21 protein-coding genes and 1 tRNA gene are annotated in these 22,750 nt (G+C 58.4%); 12 read left to right on the forward strand and 10 right to left on the reverse strand.

Going from position 1 to position 22,750, the window contains the following annotated elements; genetic code table 11:
* Window positions 1-44: 44 nt before the first annotated feature.
* Both QRN38_RS22190 and QRN38_RS22195 read left to right on the forward strand, forming a co-directional pair.
* On the forward strand, window positions 45-293 hold the full coding sequence (locus QRN38_RS22190; RefSeq protein WP_217998285.1) for a hypothetical protein: 249 nt from the start codon (window positions 45-47) through the stop codon (window positions 291-293).
* Window positions 294-607: 314 nt separating this feature from the next.
* On the forward strand, window positions 608-1,492 hold the full coding sequence (locus tag QRN38_RS22195) for a LysR family transcriptional regulator (protein ID WP_057417721.1): 885 nt from the start codon (window positions 608-610) through the stop codon (window positions 1,490-1,492).
* Between the two features lie 27 nt (window positions 1,493-1,519).
* Here QRN38_RS22195 and QRN38_RS22200 read toward each other — a convergent pair whose 3' ends face one another.
* On the reverse strand, window positions 1,520-1,780 hold the full coding sequence (locus QRN38_RS22200; protein WP_081025321.1) for a helix-turn-helix domain-containing protein: 261 nt from the start codon (window positions 1,778-1,780) through the stop codon (window positions 1,520-1,522).
* 135 nt (window positions 1,781-1,915) lie between these two features.
* On the opposite strand from QRN38_RS22200, the gene QRN38_RS22205 reads away from it, so the two are divergent.
* Window positions 1,916-2,566, forward strand: a complete 651-nt coding sequence (locus QRN38_RS22205) for a LysR substrate-binding domain-containing protein (protein WP_081025322.1) — start codon at window positions 1,916-1,918, stop codon at window positions 2,564-2,566.
* Between the two features lie 66 nt (window positions 2,567-2,632).
* Here QRN38_RS22205 and QRN38_RS22210 read toward each other — a convergent pair whose 3' ends face one another.
* The 6 genes from QRN38_RS22210 to QRN38_RS22235 all read right to left on the reverse strand — a co-directional run bounded on the left by QRN38_RS22210 (window position 2,633) and on the right by QRN38_RS22235 (window position 8,528).
* Complete coding sequence (locus QRN38_RS22210) at window positions 2,633-4,564, reverse strand: tyrosine-type recombinase/integrase (RefSeq protein WP_217998286.1); 1,932 nt, start codon at window positions 4,562-4,564, stop codon at window positions 2,633-2,635.
* Between the two features lie 228 nt (window positions 4,565-4,792).
* Window positions 4,793-4,868, reverse strand: a tRNA-Gly gene (locus tag QRN38_RS22215).
* A 66-nt stretch (window positions 4,869-4,934) separates the two neighbouring features.
* On the reverse strand, window positions 4,935-5,495 hold the full coding sequence (pgsA, locus tag QRN38_RS22220; protein ID WP_005737927.1) for a CDP-diacylglycerol--glycerol-3-phosphate 3-phosphatidyltransferase: 561 nt from the start codon (window positions 5,493-5,495) through the stop codon (window positions 4,935-4,937).
* Window positions 5,496-5,527: 32 nt separating this feature from the next.
* Window positions 5,528-7,351, reverse strand: a complete 1,824-nt coding sequence (gene uvrC / locus QRN38_RS22225) for an excinuclease ABC subunit UvrC (protein WP_005764425.1) — start codon at window positions 7,349-7,351, stop codon at window positions 5,528-5,530.
* 2 nt (window positions 7,352-7,353) lie between these two features.
* Window positions 7,354-7,998, reverse strand: a complete 645-nt coding sequence (gacA, locus tag QRN38_RS22230; RefSeq protein WP_285362510.1) for a response regulator transcription factor GacA — start codon at window positions 7,996-7,998, stop codon at window positions 7,354-7,356.
* Window positions 7,999-8,165: 167 nt separating this feature from the next.
* On the reverse strand, window positions 8,166-8,528 hold the full coding sequence (locus QRN38_RS22235; RefSeq protein ID WP_007246451.1) for a helix-turn-helix domain-containing protein: 363 nt from the start codon (window positions 8,526-8,528) through the stop codon (window positions 8,166-8,168).
* Window positions 8,529-8,609: 81 nt separating this feature from the next.
* On the opposite strand from QRN38_RS22235, the gene QRN38_RS22240 reads away from it, so the two are divergent.
* The 8 genes from QRN38_RS22240 to QRN38_RS22275 all read left to right on the forward strand — a co-directional run bounded on the left by QRN38_RS22240 (window position 8,610) and on the right by QRN38_RS22275 (window position 16,763).
* Window positions 8,610-8,855: a DNA-binding protein gene (locus QRN38_RS22240; RefSeq protein WP_057417724.1), complete on the forward strand. Its 246-nt coding sequence runs from the start codon at window positions 8,610-8,612 to the stop codon at window positions 8,853-8,855.
* A 214-nt stretch (window positions 8,856-9,069) separates the two neighbouring features.
* Window positions 9,070-9,216 (forward strand): hypothetical protein, encoded by a 147-nt coding sequence (locus tag QRN38_RS22245; RefSeq protein WP_155497226.1) that lies wholly within the window; start codon window positions 9,070-9,072, stop codon window positions 9,214-9,216.
* A 340-nt stretch (window positions 9,217-9,556) separates the two neighbouring features.
* Complete coding sequence (locus QRN38_RS22250) at window positions 9,557-10,639, forward strand: 3-deoxy-7-phosphoheptulonate synthase (protein WP_024666293.1); 1,083 nt, start codon at window positions 9,557-9,559, stop codon at window positions 10,637-10,639.
* A 71-nt stretch (window positions 10,640-10,710) separates the two neighbouring features.
* Window positions 10,711-11,001 (forward strand): peptidylprolyl isomerase, encoded by a 291-nt coding sequence (locus tag QRN38_RS22255; RefSeq protein WP_255302257.1) that lies wholly within the window; start codon window positions 10,711-10,713, stop codon window positions 10,999-11,001.
* A 227-nt stretch (window positions 11,002-11,228) separates the two neighbouring features.
* Window positions 11,229-13,097, forward strand: coding sequence for an extracellular solute-binding protein (locus tag QRN38_RS22260; RefSeq protein ID WP_057417725.1), 1,869 nt, complete (start codon window positions 11,229-11,231; stop codon window positions 13,095-13,097).
* A complete protein-coding gene (locus tag QRN38_RS22265) occupies window positions 13,098-14,162 on the forward strand; it encodes a microcin C ABC transporter permease YejB (RefSeq protein WP_011104338.1) in 1,065 nt (354 codons plus the stop codon).
* Complete coding sequence (locus QRN38_RS22270) at window positions 14,162-15,184, forward strand: ABC transporter permease (RefSeq protein WP_057417726.1); 1,023 nt, start codon at window positions 14,162-14,164, stop codon at window positions 15,182-15,184. The genes QRN38_RS22265 and QRN38_RS22270 overlap by 1 nt, the downstream gene beginning before the upstream one ends.
* A 1-nt stretch (window position 15,185) precedes the next feature.
* The gene (locus tag QRN38_RS22275; RefSeq protein WP_057417727.1) at window positions 15,186-16,763 is read left to right on the forward strand and encodes an ABC transporter ATP-binding protein; all 1,578 of its coding nucleotides are present in this window, start codon (window positions 15,186-15,188) and stop codon (window positions 16,761-16,763) included.
* A 178-nt stretch (window positions 16,764-16,941) separates the two neighbouring features.
* Here QRN38_RS22275 and QRN38_RS22280 read toward each other — a convergent pair whose 3' ends face one another.
* On the reverse strand, window positions 16,942-18,111 hold the full coding sequence (locus tag QRN38_RS22280; RefSeq protein ID WP_044389985.1) for a PilT/PilU family type 4a pilus ATPase: 1,170 nt from the start codon (window positions 18,109-18,111) through the stop codon (window positions 16,942-16,944).
* Between the two features lie 154 nt (window positions 18,112-18,265).
* On the opposite strand from QRN38_RS22280, the gene QRN38_RS22285 reads away from it, so the two are divergent.
* Window positions 18,266-18,541, forward strand: coding sequence for a peptidylprolyl isomerase (locus QRN38_RS22285; RefSeq protein ID WP_003373489.1), 276 nt, complete (start codon window positions 18,266-18,268; stop codon window positions 18,539-18,541).
* A 75-nt stretch (window positions 18,542-18,616) separates the two neighbouring features.
* Here the strand turns inward: QRN38_RS22285 and pgm are convergent, their stop codons facing one another.
* Window positions 18,617-20,263, reverse strand: a complete 1,647-nt coding sequence (gene pgm / locus QRN38_RS22290) for a phosphoglucomutase (alpha-D-glucose-1,6-bisphosphate-dependent) (RefSeq protein WP_007246443.1) — start codon at window positions 20,261-20,263, stop codon at window positions 18,617-18,619.
* A gap of 100 nt (window positions 20,264-20,363) precedes the next feature.
* Window positions 20,364-22,691 carry an ATP-dependent DNA helicase gene (locus QRN38_RS22295; protein ID WP_174518897.1) on the reverse strand — a complete coding sequence of 776 codons (2,328 nt, stop codon included), beginning with the start codon at window positions 22,689-22,691 and terminating at the stop codon, window positions 20,364-20,366.
* Between the last annotated feature and the right edge of the window lie 59 nt (window positions 22,692-22,750).

The raw sequence follows: 22,750 nt of genomic DNA on the forward strand, positions 1-22,750 counted from the left end.
ACTGGTTGAATTATGCACTATTGCTCACTTTTTGCGGTGTGACCATGGCGCCACGAAACGAAGAACTTGCTGCACTGTATGAGTTACCTGAAGAGATGAATCTTGCCGAGGGAAAAACTTTTTCCTCATTTTCATCTGAATGGCTGAAGAAAATCGAAAACTGGCTGATGATCAGTTTCTTGATCACGATTCTTGTAATTCTATGTTTTGCAGCGTGGTATCGCTATGGTCCAGATGCGCCAGTCGTGAAGATGATTCGAAAGAATAGCCACCTGATTTGCTGGGTTCAATAGTACGGATGTGCTATGGGCAGCCTGAGTCAAGCCCTCTATGTTAATCAAACAGTTCAGCTTCCGAAGTGAGTGGGTTTAGAAGACATTGAGAGATGCGCAGTTTGCATGTCGACTTGTTTGATTGCTCAGCGCCAGCATTTCAATGGTATTTATACTAGATATCCTATCTTGAGTTGATGCGCATCTCGTCGACATATCATGAATTGCGTCAGGAAATTCATCGCCAACCTACGCGATTATACGAGCCAGCAACCGAACCAACCTTGCCCTCTGCTGTTGGCACAGATGATTGTGACTGTTAAGGAGTCTTGCGGATGGAGCTGCGACATCTGCGCTGCTTTGTGGTTTTGGCCGAGGAACTGCACTTCACAAGAGCAGCTGAACGCCTCCATATCGAACAATCTCCTTTATCCAGGACTATCAAGGAACTGGAAGACGACTTGGGCGCTTTACTGTTCAACCGTGATCGAAGAGGAACGCGGCTGACCGATGCCGGCAAAGCATTTCTTCTGGACGTACGCCGTTTATTTACCACTTTGGATCAAGCCCGAGAAAATGTGAAGGCGGTTTCCGCGGGCTTCCGGGTAAGTATGCGGATTGCAGTATCTCACGGAGCGATCGATTCCAGATTGTCTGACCTCCTTGCACGTTGTCGCGAGGAGGAGCCTGATGTTGAAATTCGTCTCACAGAAGTCACGCTCTCTGAGCTACTCCATGGACTAAGGTCGGGAGACTTCACCATTGGGTTCACACACACAGAAGAGGTTGGCGATGGCATTGTTGCTGAACCCATTTGGCATGCACGAATGGTTGCAGTGATACCAGCCCGTCATCCGCTACTCGCCTTCAAAGAAGTGCCTATCGAAGAACTTCTCCGCGCCCCATTGATCATGTGGAACCACCAAGCCTATGAGGGCTACGATAAGGCCTTTACCAAGCTGTTGCGAGGCTTGGATGAGAAACCGAACGTCATCGAGCGCGCAGCTTCGCTCGACGTTATGCTAGCTCTCGTTGCGGCTGGTTACGGGATTGGCCTCGCATCTGGCGCGAAGCTGGAACCGTGCAAGCATTCTGATATCGTCATCCGTCCATTGGCAAATCAATCAGCGGTGATTACGACGTACATGCTGAAAGCTGCCAGTGCTGCGCCTTCAATCTCTGTGGATCGCTTCACAACACGTTTGAAAGATAGAAATTAGATAATCGTCGCAATCAAATCGAACACTTCACCCTTCTGAGTCAGCGTACAGAATGCTTTCAGTAGCAGTCATCAGGTTGGCTGCACTGTCGTTCAATGCGATGGATACCCGCAAAATCAACGCTAGTGTAGGCATGTTTTGCCCCCGCTCGATCTTTCCCATGTGAGAGCGCTCAATGCCGGCGCGAGTAGCAAGCTCTTCTTGCGATATCTGACGCGCAACACGTGCGGCGCGTTCTGCCTTGCCGAAAGCTATCGCCGGCTCGGCTTCATAGGTGGTGGCGCCCACTGGGCGTCCTGGTTTCATTGTGCGCTTCTGCATCGGCAAAAGCGTTACGCAATAAGCTTAACTAAACCACGTTAAACTTAAATCTATGCATGATGTTTGGTGACTTTTTCCTTACATACTCCGGAGGGGCAGACCATGAACCAGAATTGTTGCTCGCAATTCATCAGAGTTGCCGTCGCTCCAGCAGTGCTGTCCCCAGAGTTGGCTGATCTCCTTGCGCTTCAGCGAACAGAAGAGCCTGAAACACCTGTGCTACTGCAAGAGGTCACCCAGGACGTGCTCACGACTAGCATCCTCGGAGGAACCTGCGATCTAGGCATCGGTTGGCCGGTATCCACCCTTGCCCTGGCCGTCCTGCCACTGTGGCGCGACCGATTAGCCATCGCTTTGCCCGCTCGGTCCCCACTGCTGGCACATCAAGCTATTCCATTACCAGTAACCTTCAGTTGCCCCCTGATTTGCTGGCATCCGCATAATTGGGTTGAAGGGCTTGATATGGAAGCAGGCGCAGACGATTGGAGTGCTCATCTATGCAGTATTGCAGTCACATCCTTCGAACTTCTGACGGTACTCGTTGCGGCTGGCTATGGCATTGGTATTGCGCCGCAGAGCTACATAGTCAATGCCCGCAATCGAGGTATCGTCATGCGTCAAATCCTCGGCACTCCTCAATGGGTTTACACCTGTCTTTTTCGATCGGCAAATGCTCTATCACCTGCAGTTGAAAGGTTTGTCGAGCGAGCGTCACGGGTCGCGATGTCTACGGAAAACAAGCGCTCTTGGTGAAGAAAGGAGCGTGATTTGATAGACCGTTTATGGCGTTGTCGTGCATCGCTGCTCTCGGCAAAGAGGTTACAGCGAAGGCGAACCCGGCCGCTCCCGCGCTTCTTGGTCCGAAATCTGGTGAAGAGGTTGCTGCTGTGCGCGCTCCCCTACTGATTCACTGCTTTGAAGCGTTCGCACCTTTTCGAAAGACTGGTCGCCCATGATGGTCCGAACGATCGCGAGCACGTTGGTCGGCGTGACTACATCAATCGCTGCGCGATCACCAAGATCCGTGTGCGGTCGGGTCAGCATTCGGAACAGGTCCCACGAGTCCGCTCCTTCGCACTGATTCATGAGGACCTGGGTCAGCTTGTGCTTGAGTGGCACCAGTTGCCAATCGGGAACACGCTGCCCTCGATTACCCAGGCTAATGGACAGCAGCTTGCCTGCCTTCAGTTCGCGGTTGATCTGGTCCTTGGACTTACCGGCCAGCTTGCCGAACAGCGGCACCGGCAGACAGCAAGGCGACTCGTATATGGCCAGCATTTCCTCACGCTCGCGCTGGATTGCGGACGCTTCCGGTTCCGGCGTTCGAGTGGGGGGCGGAGGCACCTGCGACAGCCGCTGGAAGGTAGTTGCCTCAGTACTTGGCACCACAACGATCGGCGTGGACGACACGGCGGCTTTAGCAGAAACAGCGGCGGTGGCCGCCGGCTCTTCCGCCATCGCTGGCACCCCTTCGATATGGATGGTTAGATGTGCACTGGCAGCTTCCACTTGGCCCTGTTCGAGCAGGTCAAGACGGTCGGCCCAATCCTGCATCATCCGGCGGCGCGGCTCGACATACTTGGCGTGGTTGTAGGCCGAACTCACCTTGTTCGGATCGGAGTGCGAAAGCTGCGCGTCCACCCAAATCTTGGGATAGCCGATCTCGTTGAGCGCCGTAGAAATCGTTCCCCGAATGCCATGGCCGGTCAGTTGGGCGTCGTAGCCCATTCGTTTCAAGGCAGCGTTGAGGGTGTTCTCACTGATGCGCTTCTTGAGTTCGCTGCGGTGCGCCAGCAGATGCGTCTGGGCAGGCCGCATTACGCCCAGGAGGTAGCGCACGATCTCGACCGCCTGGACAGACAGAGGCACGATGTAAGGCGGTATGTCATGCGGGCGCTTGCCGGCCTTGCGCATCTCGTCCTGAAGCTGCTTGACGATCTGCGGCGGAATAATCCACAGACCGCGGTCGAGGTCGAACTGGTCCGGTGTAGCCAGTCGCAGTTCGCCGGTGCGCACCCCGGTCAGGAACAGCAGTCGAATGCCGAGTTGCGTTTGCCAGCCACGCGGGTTGTAGAGCCTGAGCTTCTGGAGGAAGTCGGGCAGTTCGGGCAGACGCAGGTAGGGGTTGTGGCTCACCGGCGGCTTGGGCTCGGCCACCACGTCGAGGTCTGTGGCCGGATTGGCCTCCATGCCCTCGACAATGACCAGGGCGTAGCGGAACAACTGGCTCAGCCAAGTGCGGACCTTCTCGGCAGTGGTGAAAGCCTTGCGCCGCTCGATCCTCGCCAAGACGCCCAGGAGTTGAGGTCGGCGAATGTCGTAGATCGACATCCTCTCAAGGCTGGGCAGCACGTCCTTTCCGAAGATTCTCTGGATCTGCGACAGCGTGCTGTTTCTGCCTTCTTTGAGTTCCTTCGCGCGATGCTCGACCCAGGCATCGAAGACGGCCTTGAACGTGTAGTCCGAGGCTAGCTTGATAGCGCGTCGCTTCTGTTTGCGGTCAGCATGGGGATTGATGCCCTTCGCCACGAGCGCTCGGGCTTCATCACGCAAGGTGCGTGCTTCGCGCAGGCCGACCTCGGGGTAGTTGCCCAAAGAGATGCGCTTTTGCTTGCCGAGCCAGTAGTAGCGCAGATGCCACGATTTGCCGCCGGTGGGGGCGACTACAAGGCCGAGGCCGTCAGTGTCAGGGATGCTGTAGGTTTTCTCGGCGGCCTTGGCTTGCCGCACGGTCAGATCAGAGAGTGCCATCATTAAACTCCTAAGTCATGAGACTTAGGCTCAATGCTGCTGGTCATCCCGATCCAACCCCAGCAACAACCCGGAACCGGCACCACCCACATTCTTTGGCCTCAATTTTGGCCTCAAAAACGCTGGCTGTTGGTGGATGTCCGTGGCGTTTGCCGGAATGAAAAAAGGAGCCGAAGCTCCTCTTTTCAACGACCTACAGATGCCAGTGGAAGTCTGTAGATCAATATTTGGAGCGGGAAACGAGACTCGAACTCGCGACCCCGACCTTGGCAAGGTCGTGCTCTACCAACTGAGCTATTCCCGCATTGTCTTGATGACGGGCGCTATTCTAGCGTTTCAGAAAGCTGCGTCAAGCCCTTGATTCAAAAACTTATTTTTTTTCTGCTGTGGTCTTGAGATGCGGCCATGCGGCTCTGAGGTATTGCACCATCGACCACAGGGTCAGCCCCGCTGCGACGAGCAGCAATGCGTAACCGAAAATCACCCAGAAGGTGACTGCCGGCGGGTTGCCGAGCAGAATGACCAGCGCCAGCATTTGCGCGGCGGTTTTCCATTTGCCCATGTTGGAAACGGCGACTTGTGCACGCGCGCCTATTTCCGCCATCCATTCGCGGAGCGCGGAAATCACGATTTCACGGCCGATGATCACCGCTGCTGGCAGGGTCAGCCACAGGTTGGCGTGCGCCTGAACCAGCAGCACCAGGGCCACGGCCACCATCAGTTTGTCTGCTACCGGATCAAGAAACGCACCGAATGGCGTGCTTTGCTCAAGACGGCGAGCCAGATACCCGTCGAGCCAGTCGGTCGCCGCAGCGAACGCAAAGACTGCACTGGCTGCCATGTAGCTCCAGTGATAAGGCATATAGAACAGCAAAATGAAGATCGGAATCAGTAAAACGCGTAGTACGGTGATCAGATTAGGGATATTCATCGGCACAACTGGCTACGAGGTGAGTGAGCATTCTACTCGCTGTGCAGGTTTGCATAAATCGACTCTGCCAGCTTTTTACTGATTCCGGGTGCTTTTGCTATTTCATCGATGCTGGCACGGGACAACTCCTGTAATCCACCGAAATGTTTGAGCAGATCACGCCGCCGGGTCGGCCCGACGCCTGCAATACCTTCGAGCGTCGATGTGCGTCGGGTCTTGCCACGGCGCGCGCGGTGGCCGGTAATTGCGAAGCGGTGCGCCTCATCGCGTATCTGCTGAATAAGGTGCAGCGCCGGTGAGTCACCAGGCAGCGTGAACTCATGAGCGGCGTCATTGAGGTACAGCGTCTCGAAACCGGCCTTGCGCGTGGTGCCCTTGGCAACGCCGAGCAGGATCAGGTCCGGCACCTGCAATTCGTTGAGCACATCGCGAGCCATGGACATTTGCCCCTTGCCGCCGTCCACCAGCAGCACATCGGGCAGCTTACCCTCCCCGGCCTTGATGCGACTGTAGCGCCGGGTCAGGGCCTGGTGCATGGCGGCGTAGTCGTCACCGGCGGTCACGCCTTCGATGTTGAAGCGGCGATAATCAGACTTGATCGGCCCCTCAGGCCCGAACACGACACACGACGCCACGGTCGCCTCACCACTGGAGTGACTGATGTCATAGCATTCGAGACGCATCGGCGGCTCGTCGAGATTGAGGACAACTGCCAATGCTTCAAATCGCGACGCGACGTGCTGACGATTGGCTAGCCGCGCTGCCAGCGCCTGCTCGGCATTGGTGACCGCCAATTGCTGCCAGCGCGCCCGAGTGCCGCGCACCCGGTGGCTGATGGTCATTTCCCGGCCACGCGATTCTTCGATGGCATCGATCAGTGCCGGGAAGTCTTCGTTGACGACGTTGACGATGACTTCACTGGGCAACTCGCGGTCAACACCGCCCAAAAAATACTGCGCCAGGAAGGCCGACATCACTTCACCGACCTCCTCTTCTATACCGACCTGCGGGAAGAAGTTCTTGCTGCCCAGCACCCGGCCGCCCCGCACGCTGATCAGGTGCACACAAGCGCCGCCCGGATTGACGAACGCGGCAACCACGTCCACATCGCCTGTGCCGCCGTCCATGCTTTGCTGGTCCTGAACGCGCCGCAGCAGCGCCACCTGATCACGCAACTCGGCCGCGCGCTCGAAATCCAGCGCCATCGCGGCTTTTTCCATCGAGGCGTTCAGCTCATCGCTCAATGCATTACTACGCCCTTCGAGAAACATCACCGAGTGACGCACGTCTTCGGCGTACACCTCAGGCTCCACAAGACCGACGCACGGCCCCTTGCAGCGTTTGATCTGATATTGCAGACAAGGCCGGTTGCGGTTCTTGAAAAAGCTGTCTTCGCACTGGCGCACCTGAAAGGTCTTTTGCAGCAGGCTCAGGCTTTCACGAATGGCACCGGCGCTGGGATACGGCCCGAAATATCGACCCTTGGCCTTCTTTGCACCGCGATGAATGCTCAGCCGTGGGTAGGTACCGTCGGACAGGAATACATACGGGTAGGACTTATCATCACGCAACAGGATGTTGTACGGAGGCCGCCACTCTTTGATGAGGGTCTGTTCCAGCAACAGCGCTTCGGTTTCGTTGTTGGTGATCGTCGTTTCGATCTGGGCGATGCGCGCAACCAGTGCGCCGGTCTTGGGTGCGTGCCCGGTCTTGCGAAAGTAGCTGGCAAGACGTTTCTTGAGGTTCTTGGCCTTGCCGACGTACAGCAGCGTGGCGTCGGCATCGAACATGCGATAAACGCCAGGGCGACCGCTACAGGTCGCGAGAAATGCACTTGGATCGAATGTCTGGGTCATGTTCAGGCGCTGGCATCAACCATGCCGTGACGTACAGCGAGCAAAGCCAGTTCAACATCACTGCTGATCGAAAGCTTTTCAAAGATACGGTAGCGGTAGGTATTGACGGTTTTCGGTGACAGGCACAGCTTGTCCGAGATGGTCTGGACTTTCTGGCAGCCGACAATCATCAGGGCAATCTGGATTTCACGTTCGGACAGCAGATCGAACGGCGAGTTGTTGACCTGCGGCTGAAACGACTTCAACGCAAGTTGCTGGGCAATCTGCGGGCTGATGTAGCGCTGACCGGCGAACACCAGGCGAATGGCCTGAACCATCTCGGCAAGCCCAGCGCCCTTGGTCATGTAACCCGCGGCACCGGCTTGCAACAAGCGGGTCGGGAACGGGTCTTCTTCACAGGCAGTGACTGCCACGACCTTGATATCAGGATGGCTACGCAACATCTTGCGGGTTGCCTCCAGACCGCCAATGCCGGGCATCTTGACATCCATGAGCACCACATCGGGCTTGAGCTCCCGCGCTTTCTTCAGCGATTCCTCACCGGAATCGGCCTGCCCGACAACCTGCAGACCTTCAATGTCGGCCAGCATGCGTGTGATGCCTGTCCGAACAAGGTCATGGCCATCGACAACTAGCACCTTAATCAAGCAGACACCTCGCGCAACGGTCATAACGAATGCCAGTCACCATAACAAAAACGGTGAGTGAGACCTAGCACTGCGAAGTCAGACGCCCGACAACATGACAGAGCGCGTTTCAAAACAGCCGGAAAAACCTCGCTACAGCGAAAGACAGCCTCTACCTGCTCCCGGAGTCAGTGACCCGAAGGAAGCTTTTCCACACCGACAAAGGGTGCAGAAAGTTCGGCGATAGTAGTGGTCAAGCGCCTGATAGCGTCCTGATCTTCCTTCTCCAATACCCGGTAGTTGCCCAGAATCGTTTCCTCGATGACGCTGAGATTGTCGATCGGCACCGGTGTGCGCTTGCCGGTCAGCACGTACAGCACATCTACACCCTTGGCCGCGACAGCAGCCAGATAATCGGCCTTGGGGGCACGGTCACCATTTTCATACTTTCCCTGAGCGTTAGCTTCGACGCCTCCTATTTCACCGAAAGTTCGCTGGGACATGCCCAGACGTTCTCGTTCTTCTCGTAGCCGGCAACCAATTCCATTCATTTGAATGTATAACCTTGTTGAAACTATCCTAACGAATGCTAGAATCCCGCAAAATTGAATCTACTTGAACGGTTTTGAACTATGCCCGGAATACGCACTGCTGCACAAGCCAAGGCCTGGCTGGATCAACAGGGAAAATCCGTTCAGGAATTTGCTCGTGAAAACAGCATTGATCCGGCTACAACCTACCAAGTGCTGGCAGGGCGCAAGAAAGGAAGACGTGGCGAAGCACATAAGGTAGCAGTGCTGCTGGTCATGAAGATCGGGACGATCCCGACGACGGAAACCCTGCAAGAGGAAGTGGAGAGTGAAGACCAGACTGCGTGAGGTGAAGATTGATGCACCCGCATGCAGCGGTTGTTCAACTTGCAAGGTAGCCTGCTTCGGCACCGACTGTCATCAGCCGTTGGGCGGTTACACGTCTGGCCACTCAATGAGCCCCGCTCAATCGCAACGTTTGATAATCCCTGTGATTGAATTTTCCAATTGAACGCACGTCCTTTCCTGAAGTAAGCTGCCAGCCATTCTACGGAGACACGCCATGCTGCAATCCATCCACTCAGTGCTTCAAGCTCTTGCCGGCGTTCCTCGCCTGGAGCGCGCTGCGGCTGTGCGGATCGCATCGGTGAGCACACGTCCGCAGCTCAACACTTATTATGGGTATTGGTTTAGCCACTGGCGCGCCTGATACCCATCCGGCGCCCACTTCAAGGGGACGCCAACCAGAGAATTCTCTACCCCCGGTCGGCTACCCGACCGGGGGTTTTGTTTTTTCAGGGCCCTGTATTTTTTCGACGCTTCATAAAAATCACGCTGCACACCGAGGATTACGACATGAACCACGCCACTTATTACCGCAACGACACTCACTTCACCTGGCGATTTAGCCACCTCCGTTCGGGACAGCCTGCCGCCTCCGTTCGGTCACTGCCAGGTGGCAACTCTGAATGTCCGGCCCATACGGCCCCTTGTCGAACACCCCAGTAGGGTCTGCGCGGACTATCTCCGCCAGCCCAGGAAGCCAGAACATGAATTCGCCCGTTGCCGTAAAATCGTCCGACCTGTCCAGCCATGCCGTCACATTGGCGGACAACAACCCCGCCTCGAAACGCCTGCCCAGCACGCTTGAGCTTAAAATGCGCCTGCCACTCAATGCCACGCTGACCGAACAGGTTGCAGCCCATCGCCGCGCCGTGCGCGCCATTCTCAATGGCGAAGACTCACGACTGCTGGTCATCGTGGGCCCCTGCTCGATCCATGATCCGCAATCCGCGCTGGAATATGCCGAGCGACTCGCCAGCCTAGCCGCAGAAGTCAGCGATCAGATGCTGCTGGTGATGCGTGCCTACGTCGAAAAACCGCGCACCACCGTAGGCTGGAAAGGCCTGGCGTACGACCCCGACCTGGATGGCAGTGACGACATGGCCGGCGGCTTGACGCTGTCGCGGCAGTTGATGCGTGACATGCTTGGCATGGGCCTGCCGATCGCCACCGAAATACTGCAGCCCATGGCCGCCGGCTACTTCGACGACCTGCTCAGTTGGGTCGCCATTGGCGCTCGCACCACCGAATCGCAGATCCACCGGGAAATGGCCAGCGGGCTGCCCATGGCGGTTGGCTTCAAGAACGGCACGGATGGCGGCGTAGCGGTGGCCAGCGACGCAATGCGTTCAGCGGCGCACCCGCATCGTCATTTCGGCATGGACGCTCACGGTCACCCGGCGATCATCGAGACGCAGGGCAATCCGGACACGCACATCGTGCTGCGCGGCGGACACAGCGGCCCCAACTACGATCGCCAGAGCGTTGCTCAGGTGCAGGCCGGCCTGAGCAAAAACGCCATAGCGTCGCGAATCATGGTCGATTGCAGCCACGCCAACAGCGGCAAGGACCCGGCGCGTCAGCCTCACGTGTTCAACGATGTGCTTGAACAGCGCTTGTCCGGCAACCCGTCACTGATTGGCATGATGATCGAGAGCCATCTACACGATGGCTGCCAGGCGCTGGGCGAAACGCTGCAGTACGGGGTGTCGGTTACCGACGGCTGCCTGGGCTGGACAGCGACCGAGCAGTTGTTGCGTGAAGCGGTCGACCGCTTGCGTTACAGATAAACAAGGCGAAGGAACTTTGTCGGGAAATACCGTACTGAATCCGGTACGCTATTTCTTTTTTTCACCGGAGATTGTTTCCCATGCCTAAAGCAACTGCCCGCCACATCCTTGTTTCGAGCGAAGAGAAATGCAACGAACTCAAGACTCAGATCGAAGGCGGCGCTGATTTCGCTGAAGTCGCCAAGGCCAATTCCAGCTGCCCGTCCAGCCGTCAGGGCGGTGATCTGGGTTCGTTCGGTCCAGGCCAGATGGTCAAGGAATTCGACACTGTCGTGTTCAGCGCGCCAGTCAACACCGTTCAGGGTCCGGTAAAGACTCAGTTCGGCTATCACCTGCTGGAAGTGACCAGCCGCCAGGATTGATCCTGCTGCGCTGATCACCAGACGGCTCATCTTCGGATGGGCCGTTTTTGTGTGCGGCCATTGATGCACCTGCGTGCTCGCAGCGGCTTGGCGAAGCGGTCATTTGTCTGTAGAAGATACCGCGACGCAGATACATGATTTCTACCGGGAATTTCGTCATACCTTTATTATCGCCAGTCGCCTTTAACCCTGACATTCGCTTGCGGACGTCAGTCAGGATTCGAGTCATGCGTTTTGTCTGTTCATCATTGCTCGCCTTGACGCTGACCCTGGTCGGCACTGTTCAAACCCTGTCTGCGGCACCGCAACACGCATTGACCGTTTATGGCGAGGCCCCGCGCTATCCCGCCGATTTCAGGCATTTCGACTACGTGAACCCCGACGCCCCCAAGGGTGGCAGCCTGCGTCGTTCGGCCATTGAAATCGGCCAGTTTGATCACCTGATGCCGTTTATCGACAAGGGCATGGGTGTTTCACAAATCAACGGCATGCTCTATGCGCCGCTGGCCACACGCTCGATGGATGAGCCCTATACGGTTTACGGGCTGATCGCCGAGAAGATGGAACGTGGCGCGGACGGCCTTTCACTGCGCTTTTACCTGAACCCGAAGGCACGTTTCGCGGACGGCACACCCATCACTGCCAATGACGTGAAATACACCTACGAACTGCTGATGACCCAGGGCAACCTGCAATACCGCACCCAGTTTGAAGCGGTCAAAGGCCTGGAAGTCGAATCGCCGACGCAGATCCGCTTCGATTTCAAACACAGTGACAGTCGCACCCTGCCCCTCGATCTCGCCTCGCTGCCGGTGTTCCCTGAACACTGGTGGAAAACCCGCGACTTCGCCAGCGGCGCAGGGTTTGAAATACCGCCGGGCAGCGGCCCTTACACCATCAGCCATGTCGACCCGGGCCGAACCATTACCTTCGAGCGCGACCCAAACTGGTGGGGCAAAGACCTTCCGGTCAGCAAAGGCCTGTATAACTTCGATAAATTCAGCATTGAATATTTCGGCGACATCGACGTGGCACGTACGGTTCTCAAGGGCGGCGCCTACGACTACAACCGCGAATTTTCAGCGACCGGTTATTCGATCCGCTACGACGGCCCCGCGCTCAGCGACGGTCGCCTGCAAAAAGCACAACTGGCTACCGGTGCGGTGCAAAGCTCGCAAGGCTTCATATTCAACCTGAGCCGGCCGATGTTTCAGGACCGCCGCGTACGCCAGGCGCTGTCGCTGCTCTGGGATTTCGAGTGGACCAACCGGCAGATGATGCGCAACATGTACATTCGCCAGGACAGCTACTTCTCGAACTCAGAGCTGGCCGCCAGCCAGCTGCCCACTCCCGCCGAGCTGAAGATTCTTGAGCCACTGCGTGGCACAGTTCCCAGAGAGGTGTTCGACACGGTGTTCAAAACGCCGAAGACCGACGGCACCGGCTTGATTCGCGACAAGCAACTGCAAGCCTTGGCGCTGATGAAAGAGGCGGGCTGGACGCCGAAAGGTGATGAATTGGTGAACGCGCAGGGCGAGCCATTCAGTTTCACGTTTCTCAATGCACAGAGCGGTTTCGAGCGGATGCTGCTGCCTTACAAACGTACGCTGGCACAGATCGGTATTCATTTCGATATTCGCCGCATCGACTCTGCGCAATACCTGAACCGTGTCATGGCCCGCGATTACGACATGATTGTCACGGGCTACCCGGTGTCCACCTCGCCCGGGGCCGAGTTGTACAACAGCTTTGGCTCGAAAGTGGCCATGGACCCTGGCTCCAGCAATTACATGGCGCTTCAGGACCCCGCCGTCGACACGCTGATTGCCGGGCTGGTCAAGGCCGACAACAAGCAGACCATGACCGACTACGCACACTGCCTGGACCGGGTGCTGCAATGGAATTACTACTGGATTCCCAACTATTACCCGCCCGGTTCTTCGACAGTCTGGTGGAACCGTTTCGGCATCCCGAAAATCCAGGCCAGCAATAACGAGGCGATTGAAACGTGGTGGGAAATAAGCCCGACGCCGCTGACCAACGAGCAGTTCGCCGAACAGCGCGGCGCCTCGGCCATTGTTTCGGAGATGCGCTGAATGCTCGGTTATATCCTGCGACGCCTGCTGCTGATCATCCCTACCCTGCTGTGCATCCTGCTGGTCAACTTTTTCATCGTCCAGGCCGCGCCGGGCGGTCCTGTTGAACAAGCTATTGCGCGCCTGCAGGGTATCGGCGGTGCAACCGTCGGCGCGGGGGCCACGGAATCGGCCGGCGCTGGACACTCTCGCGCCTCCCGAGGGCTGGACCCGGTGCTGATAAAGCAAATCGAACGTCAATACGGCTTCGATAAACCGCTGCATGAGCGCCTGTGGCTGATGCTGAAAAGCTATGCACGACTGGATTTCGGCAGCAGCTTCTTTCGCGGCGCGACGGTCACCGATCTTATTCTGCAAAAGCTGCCGGTTTCCATCTCGCTGGGGTTGTGGGCGACGCTGTTGACCTACCTGGTATCGATTCCGCTGGGCATTCGCAAGGCGGTCAAACATGGCAGCCAGTTCGATATCTGGAGCAGCACCGCGATCATCATCGGCTACGCCACGCCGGCGTTTCTGTTCGCCATGCTGCTAGTGGTGGTGTTCTGCGGTGGCACGTCGCTGAACTGGTTTCCGGTACGCGGGCTGGTGTCGGACAACTTCGAGCAACTGAGCACGCTGGGCAAGGTCGCCGACTATTTCTGGCACTTGGTGCTACCGGTTTCAGCGCTGGTGATCGGCGGCTTTGCCACACTGACGCTGCTGACCAAGCATTCTTTCCTCAATGAAATCACCCGCCAGTACGTGACCACGGCCCGCGCCAAGGGCATGAGCGAGCGACGTGTGCTGTACGGGCATGTGTTTCGCAACGCCATGCTGCTGGTGGTCTCAGGCATTCCGCAGGCGTTCATCAGCGTATTTTTTGCCGGTTCATTGCTGATCGAGGTGATTTTCTCGCTGGATGGGCTAGGGCGCATGAGTTACGAAGCGGCCGTCTCGCGGGATTACCCGGTGGTATTTGGTTCGTTGTTTATCTTCACCGTGTTTGGCCTGCTGATAAAACTGATCGGTGATGTCTGTTACACGCTGGTTGATCCGCGAATCGACTTCAGCGCGAGGAATGCCTGATGCGCAACCTTTCTCCGTTGGCGCGTCGCCGCCTGGAACGTTTTCGCAGCAATCGCAGGGGTTGGTGGTCGTTGTGGCTGTTCTGCGGGCTGTTCGCCCTGACCTTGGGTGGCGAACTTATCGCCAATGACAAACCGCTGATGGTCAGTTATCAGCACTCGCTCTACTTTCCGGTGTTCAAACGCTACACCGAGCAGCAATTTGGCGGCGAACTGCCCTTCCAGCCGGATTATCGCAGCGACTACGTGCGCCAACTGATCACCAAGGGCGACGGCTGGATGCTGTTTCCACCGGTCCCGTTCAGTGACGATACGCCCAACTACGAACTGACGTCCCCGGCGCCCAGCCCGCCCTCGGCGAGCAACTGGCTGGGCACCGATGATCAGGCGCGCGATGTACTGGCGCGGGTGATCTTCGGTGCGCGCATCTCAATTCTGTTTGCGCTGGTGCTGACCTTCGTCAGCGCATTGATCGGCATCAGTGCCGGCGCGCTGCAGGGCTATTACGGGGGCTGGGTGGACCTGTTCGGCCAACGGCTGCTTGAGGTCTGGTCAGGTTTGCCGGTGCTTTACCTGCTGATCATTCTGTCGGGTTTTGTCGAGCCTGATTTCTGGTGGTTGCTGGGCATCATGGCGCTGTTTTCCTGGCTTACCCTGGTCGATGTGGTGCGCGCCGAGTTCTTGCGCGGCCGTAACCTGGAGTACGTCAAGGCAGCCCGCGCACTTGGTCTGGGAGACAGGAAAGTGATCATGCGCCACATCCTGCCCAATGCCATGAATGCGACGCTGAGCTACCTGCCGTTCATTCTCACCGGTGCCATTTCCACTCTGACCGCGCTGGATTTCCTGGGCTTTGGCATGCCTGCCGGCAGCGCCTCGCTGGGCGAGCTGATCGCTCAGGGCAAACAAAACCTGCAAGCGCCCTGGCTGGGCCTGACGGCGTTCTTTGCCCTCGCGCTGATCCTCACGCTGCTGGTATTCATTGGCGAGGCGCTGCGCGATGCCTTCGACCCGAGGTGCTGACATGGCGGAAAACCTGATCGAAATTCGCGACCTGAGCGTCGCTTTCAACGGGCAGCAAGTGGTCAGCCACCTGAGCCTGGATGTTCGGCGTGGCGAGTGTCTGGCGCTGGTTGGCGAATCCGGCTCCGGCAAGTCCGTCACGGCGCACTCGATCCTGCAACTGCTGCCCCGCAGTGGCACTGCGACTACCGGAAGCATCACTTACCGTGGCCAACAACTGGTGGGCGCTGACGAGCGCACCTTGCGCGAGCTGCGGGGCAACCGCATCGCGATGATCTTTCAGGAACCGATGACGTCGCTGAACCCGTTGCACAGCGTGTCCCGACAGATCGGCGAGACATTGCTGCTGCATCGCGGCATCAGTGGCCGTGAGGCGCAGAAGCGCATCATCGAGCTGCTGGAACTGGTCGGGATTCAACAACCGGAGAAACGCCTCAAAGCCTATCCGCATGAGCTGTCCGGCGGACAACGTCAGCGGGTGATGATTGCCATGGCTCTGGCCTGTGAGCCGGAACTGTTGATAGCCGACGAGCCGACCACCGCGCTGGACGTCACCGTGCAGCGCAAGATTCTCCTGCTGCTCAAAGAGCTGCAGCAGCGCCTGAACATGTCGCTGCTGCTGATCAGTCACGACCTGAATCTGGTGCACAGCGTGGCACAGCGGGTGTGCGTGATGCGCGCAGGCGAGATTGTCGAGCAGGCCGACTGCAAGTCGCTGTTCAAGTCACCCCAACATCCGTACAGCCGCCTGCTGCTGGATGCTGAACCTGCGGGCGAACCGCTGCCACGCGATACGCGGGAAACGGTGCTGCAGGTCGACAACCTGAAAGTCTGGTTCTCCCTGACTGGTGGCGTTCTGCGGCGGCACAAAGAATACCTGAAGGCGGTCGATGACATCAGCCTGAGCATTCAGCGCGGCAAGACGCTGGGCATCGTCGGCGAGTCGGGTTCCGGCAAGTCGACACTGGGTCAGGCAATCCTGCGTCTGCTGGAGTCGCAAGGCAGCATCCGCTTTCGGGGGCAGGCACTGGACGGCCTCAGCCAGAGGCAGATGCGGCCGTGGCGCAAAGAGATGCAAGTGGTCTTTCAGGACCCTTACGGCAGTTTGAGCCCGCGCATGTCAGTGGCACAGATCATTAGTGAAGGGCTGGAGGTACACAGCCAGTTCAACCCCACACAATGCGATGCCGAGGTGATTCGGGCGCTGGAAGAGGTCGGCATCGACCCGCAGTGCCGCCATCGCTACCCGCACGAGTTCTCCGGCGGCCAACGCCAGCGCATCGCCATTGCCCGGGCGCTGGTGTTGAAACCGGCGCTTATTCTGCTCGACGAGCCCACGTCTGCGCTGGACCGCACGGTGCAGAAACAGGTGGTTGCCCTGCTGCGCGACCTCCAGCAGAAGCACGGGCTGACGTACCTGTTCATCAGCCACGACCTGGCAGTCGTCCAGGCCCTGGCCCACGACGTCATCGTGGTCAAGGACGGCAAAGTGGTCGAACGCGGCGCCAGCCACGACGTTTTCAAATCGCCGCAGCATCCGTACACACAGGAATTGCTGGCGGCTGCGCACCCCGAATGATCAGTCCCACAGCGAGGCTTATGCCCTGAGGGCTTGGGACCGGGCGACGCTTCGCTTGTCCGCGATGGGCTGCGAAGCGGTCCTGAAACCGGCCACCCTGGTTGTATCTGGTGCACCGAGGCAGCTGGTTTTGCTGCCGGTTCCCGGCAGTTCGCGGACGAGCGCAGCGTTACCCGATTTACGCCTGCGGCCCCGGCTCGTCATCGTCGACCAGGCCCCACTCGGCGGTGCTGGCTGTGCTGCTGCCGGTCGGTGCCGGGGGCGGCGTGGTCAGGTTAGCCACTCCGTTCTCGCTGTGCAGCTTGAGGCGCAGACGAACGTTGTTTTGCGAATCGGCATTTTTCAACGCTTCTTCCTCGCTGATCGCGCCATCGACGGCCAGGTTGAACAGCGCGGTATCGAACGTCTGCATCCCGAGGCTGCCGGACTTTTCCATGATGCCCTTGAGTTCAGTCAGCTCATTACGCTGGATCAGGTCGCGGATAGTCGGCGTGCCCATCATCACTTCCACCGCCGCGCGCCGTTTTCCATCAGGCGTCTTTACCAGCCGCTGAGACACGAACGCCTTGAGGTTGTTGCCCAGGTCGTGCAACAGCTGCGCACGCCGCTCTTCCGGGAAAAAGTTGATGATTCGGTCCAGCGCCTGGTTGGCGTTATTGGCGTGCAGGGTCGAAATCGCCAAGTGGCCGGTGTCGGCAAATGCCAGCGCGTGCTCCATCGTTTCGCGATCGCGGATCTCGCCGATCAGAATCACATCCGGGGCTTGACGCAGAGTGTTTTTCAGTGCCGCGCGAAAGCTGCGGGTGTCGACGCCGACCTCACGCTGATTGACGATGGATTTCTTGTGCCGATGGATAAATTCGACCGGGTCCTCAATGGTGATGATGTGCCCGCTGGCATTGCGGTTACGGTAATCGATCAGTGCCGCCAGCGAGGTCGATTTACCCGAGCCGGTGGCACCGACAAACAGCACCAGACCGTGTTTTTCCATGATCACGTCAAGCAATACCGGCGGCAGGAAAAGGTCCTCAAAGCGCGGAATGTCCAGCTTGATGTTACGCGCGACAATAGACACTTCGTTGCGCTGCATGAAGATATTGATCCGGAACCGGCCGATGCCCGCCAATGACACCGCGAGGTTCATCTCCAGTTCCCGGACAAACTCGAGCTTCTGCTCCTCGTCCATCAGCCCCTGGGCAACCACCGCCACTTCGCCAGGCTTGAGGGTTTCGCTGCTCAGCGGCTTGAGCACGCCGTTGAACTTGGCACACGGCGGTGCTCCGGTAGAAAGATAAAGGTCAGATCCGTCCTGACTGGCCAGAATCTTCAACAACGCCGGAAAATCCATAATCAATACCGTACAAAATGAAGTGAAAAACGATGGGCCTTAGTGGAGGCACGCGTGCAGCAGGACAACGCTGTCAGCCGTTTGTGACCTGTGCGGGCGTCGGCAGACAAGGACAGGCATAATGGCAGCCTTTTGCGACAGGTGATATTGCGACATGAAAGCCCAAGCCCGCCATATTCTGGTGAAGACCGCCGAAGAGGCCGAACAGCTCAAGCAGCGCATCGCCAAGGGTGAGGCATTCGACGTGCTGGCTAAAAAACATTCTAGCTGCCCGTCGGGCAAACGTGGCGGTGATCTGGGCGAAGTGCGGCCCGGCCAGATGGTCGGCGCTATCGATCAGGTGATCTTCAAAAAGCCGCTACGCGTGGTGCACGGCCCGATCAAAAGCAAATTCGGCTACCACCTGGTGCAGGTCTTCTACCGCGACTGACCACCGCGTCAAAAGCTGAAAAACCCCGAACCGTTTGCGGTTCGAGGTTTTTCGGGCATTGAATAAAACAGTCATTTACTTCGGCGAAATCGCCCCGTCCACCAATACCTGAGCCTCTGCCACCAGGCGCTTGAGGTGATCTTCGCTGACAAAGCTTTCGGCGTAGATTTTGTAGATGTCCTCGGTGCCCGACGGGCGCGCTGCAAACCAGCCGTTTTCGGTCATGACTTTCACGCCGCCGAACGCCTGATCATTGCCCGGCGCATTGCTGAGCACTTTCTGGATCGGCTCGCCGGCCAACTCAGTGGACGTGACCTGCTCCGGCGACAGCTTGCTCAGCAACGCCTTCTGCTGCGGGTTGGCCTTGGCATCGACGCGGGTCGAGAACGGCTCGCCAAGCTCATCGGTCATGGTCTTGTAGATCTGGCTCGGGTCGCGACCGGTGCGCGCGGTCATTTCTGCCGCCAGCAATGCCGGGATCAGGCCGTCCTTGTCGGTGGTCCACACCGAACCATCGCGACGCAGGAACGAAGCACCGGCACTTTCTTCACCGCCGAAGCCCAGCGAACCCTCGAACAGCCCCTGAGCGAAGTACTTGAAGCCGACCGGCACTTCGTACAGGCGTCGGCCCAGACGTGCGGCCACACGGTCAATCATGCCGCTGCTGACCACGGTCTTGCCGACCGCGGCATCAGCGCGCCAGTCAGGGCGGTTCTGAAACAGATAGTCGATGGACACGGCGAGGTAGCTGTTGGGCGTCATCAAACCGCCGGTCGGGGTGACGATACCGTGACGGTCGTGGTCCGGGTCACAGGCAAACGCCACCTGATAACGATCCTTGAGGCCGATCAGGCTCTGCATCGCGTGGCTGGAGGAAGGATCCATACGGATCTGGCCGTCCCAGTCAACGGTCATGAAACGGAACGTGGGGTCGACAAATTTGTTGACCACATCCAGATTCAGGCCGTAATGCTCGCCGATCGCCGACCAGTAATTGACCCCTGCCCCGCCCAGCGGATCGACACCCAGACGCAAACCTGAATCGCGGATGGCGTCCAGATCGATGACGTTCTTCAGGTCAGCGACGTAGCTATTGACGTAGTCATGGCGGTGCGTGGTGTCGGCACGCAAGGCTTTTTCATGGCTGATGCGCGAAACGCCGACGACCTTATCGGCCAGCAGTTCGTTGGCCTTGTTCTCGATCCACTTGGTGATATCGCTGTCGGCCGGGCCGCCGTTGGGCGGGTTGTACTTGAAGCCACCGCTTTGCGGCGGGTTGTGCGACGGGGTAATGACGATGCCGTCAGCCAGCCCGGACGTGCGGCCACGGTTGTAACAGATGATGGCGTGAGACACCGCAGGCGTTGGCGTGTACTCGTCACCTTCGGAGATCATCACCTGCACGCCATTGGCAGCCAGCACTTCAAGCGCGGTGGCAGCGGCTGGCGTGGACAGCGCATGGGTGTCAGCACCCAGAAACAAAGGGCCGTCGATGCCGTTGGCCTTGCGGTACAGACAGATGGCCTGGCTGATAGCCAGCACGTGCCATTCGTTGAAGCCCAGCTCGAACGAGGTGCCGCGATGCCCGGAAGTGCCAAAAGCAACGCGCTGGGTCGGCACTGATGCATCAGGCTGGCCGGTGTAATAAGCGGTGACCAGTCTCGGAATATCTACCAGTAACTGCGCAGGTGCCAGCTTGCCGGCGAAAGGACTGAGACTCATACAACCTCCATGAATACTGAAAAAAGGCTGCCACGGCTAAAACCATGATCAGCGCGGCAGTTTACTGGCAGTTCGACAGCGTTGCTCGGGTATCGATCCCTCAGCCGTCAACGGTTTCAGGCCGCCACCACGCGGGGAACAGTTGCGCCACCTTGCGTTCGGCAAAACGGTCATCGATCAGCATCACCACGCCGCTATCACTCTGGCTGCGAATCACCCGCCCCGCCGCCTGCACGACCTTCTGCACACCGGGGTAAAGGTAGGTGTAATCGTAGCCCGCGCCGAACAGCGCAGCCATGCGTTGCTTGAACTGCTCATTGACCGGGTTGAGCTGCGGCAGCCCCAGGGTGGCAATGAATGCGCCGATCAGACGAGCCCCCGGCAAGTCGATGCCTTCGCCAAAAGCACCGCCCAGCACCGCAAAGCCGATGCCCTGGCTGCTCAGGGTGAAACGTTCGAGAAACGCATGGCGCTCACTTTCGGCCATGCCTCGTGCCTGCTGCCAAAGGGTAATATGCGGATGCGTGCGTGCCATCAGTTCGGCCACCTGTAACAGGTAATCAAAGCTGCTGAAGAACGCCAGATAGTTGCCCGGCCGGGCTGCGAACTGCGTAGCCATCAGTTCGACAATCGGCGCCAGAGACGCCTGCCGATGAGTAAAACGGGTAGAAATGCGGCTGACGATGCGCACGTCCAGTTGATCGTGATGGAACGGCGACTCGACGTCGATCCAGGCCGTATTGGCCGGTAGCCCGAGCAAGTCCGTGTAGTAATGCCGTGGGTTGAGTGTCGCGGAAAACAGCACGGTGCTGCGTGCAGCGCTCAGTCTCGGGCGAATGAAGCGTGCCGGCACCACGTTGCGCAGGCTCAGGCGCGACAGGACGCGCTTGCCACCGGCATCGCGCCGAGTGATATCGAAAATGAAGTGCTCATCGAACAGCTCGGCAATGCGCGCAAAGCCGATGGCTTCCAGATAAAACCCCTGCAACGTGCCATCTACCGCCTGCGGGTGCTCGTTGAAATGGTCACCGATGGTCGAGATGCACAGGTTGAGACTGTTGAGGAATTTGTCCGGTGCCGCCGGGTAAGCCTGATAGGCGCCGGCCTGCACCTTGTGCAGTGCATTCCATTGCCGATCCACGCGCTGCAGGGCTTTTTTCACCGGGTCGGGCGCGTTCTGAATCAACGCTTTCAGTTGACTCTGATCGAGGCTTGCGCTGTACATCTGCCGCGCCCGCTCGACCATGTTGTGCGCTTCATCGACCAGTACCGCCACCCGCCATTGATTGAGCTGGCCAAGGCCAAACAACAGCGCGCTCAAGTCGAAGTAATAGTTGTAGTCGGCGATGACCACATCGGCCCAGCGCGCCAGTTCCTGGCTCAGGTAATACGGACAGACTTGATGCAGCAAAGCGGCCTCGCGCACGCCAGCCTGATTCAGCCAGGGCGACTCCAGTGCCGCCGAGCGTGCGGCAGGCAGACGGTCGTAAAAGCCACGGGCCAGCGGGCAGGAATCTGCGTTGCAGGCTTTGTCCGGATGCTCACAGGCCTTGTCCCGCGCCACCAACTCCAGCACCCGCAGCCTGAGTTCAGGCGCACTGTGCCTGATGACTTCCAGCGCATCCAGCGCCAGCCGCCGCCCCGGCGTCTTGGCGGTCAGGAAGAAAATCTTGTCGAGCTTCTGGACAGGCGCCGCCTTGAGCAACGGAAACAGCGTGCCCACGGTCTTGCCGATGCCGGTCGGTGCCTGGGCCATCAGGCAACAGCCCGTGCTCACCGCCTTGTACACCGACTCGGCAAGCGCTCGCTGGCCGGTACGAAACGAGGCATGGGGGAATTTCAGGCTGCCCAGCGTCTGGTGCAACACCTGAGTGTGCGCCAGCTCCTGCCGCGCCCAGCAGAGGAATATCGTGCACTGCTGCTCGAAAAACCGTCGCAGGGTCGCAGCGCTGAACGGCTCACGAATCAGGGTTTCCTGCTCGCTGACAATGTTGAAATACACCAGCGCCAGCGTCACTTCTTCAAGTTGCAGACGCTGGCAGAGCAGCCAGCCGTACACCTTCACCTGCGCCCAATGCAACTGACGGTGGTTGGCGGGCATGGCGTCCAGCTCGCCGCGATAGGTTTTCACTTCTTCCAACTGGTTGCGGCCTGCGTCGTAGCCGTCTGCCCTGCCCCTCACCGTCAGCTCATGGTAATCGCCGCTCAGCGCCAGCTCGGCCTGATAATCGGCACCACGACGCGACGCGACTGTGCGATGCCCGGCAATCCCTTCCTGCGCCGTTGGCGATGGCGTGAAACGCAGATCGAGATCACCCACCTTGGCCGTGAACTCGCACAAAGCGCGCACTGCCACTGCATAACGTGCAGGCGGATCGCTGACCATTGCTGGCGCTGGATCGGGATGGACGGGGGCAATTGGGGTCACTGCGCTGGAGGGCCGTTGGTTGTGGATACTGGACGGGCGTACAGTTAACAGCCTTGGAT

This window comes from Pseudomonas sp. CFBP2511, assembly GCF_030209255.1.
Taxonomy (GTDB): domain Bacteria; phylum Pseudomonadota; class Gammaproteobacteria; order Pseudomonadales; family Pseudomonadaceae; genus Aquipseudomonas; species Aquipseudomonas avellanae.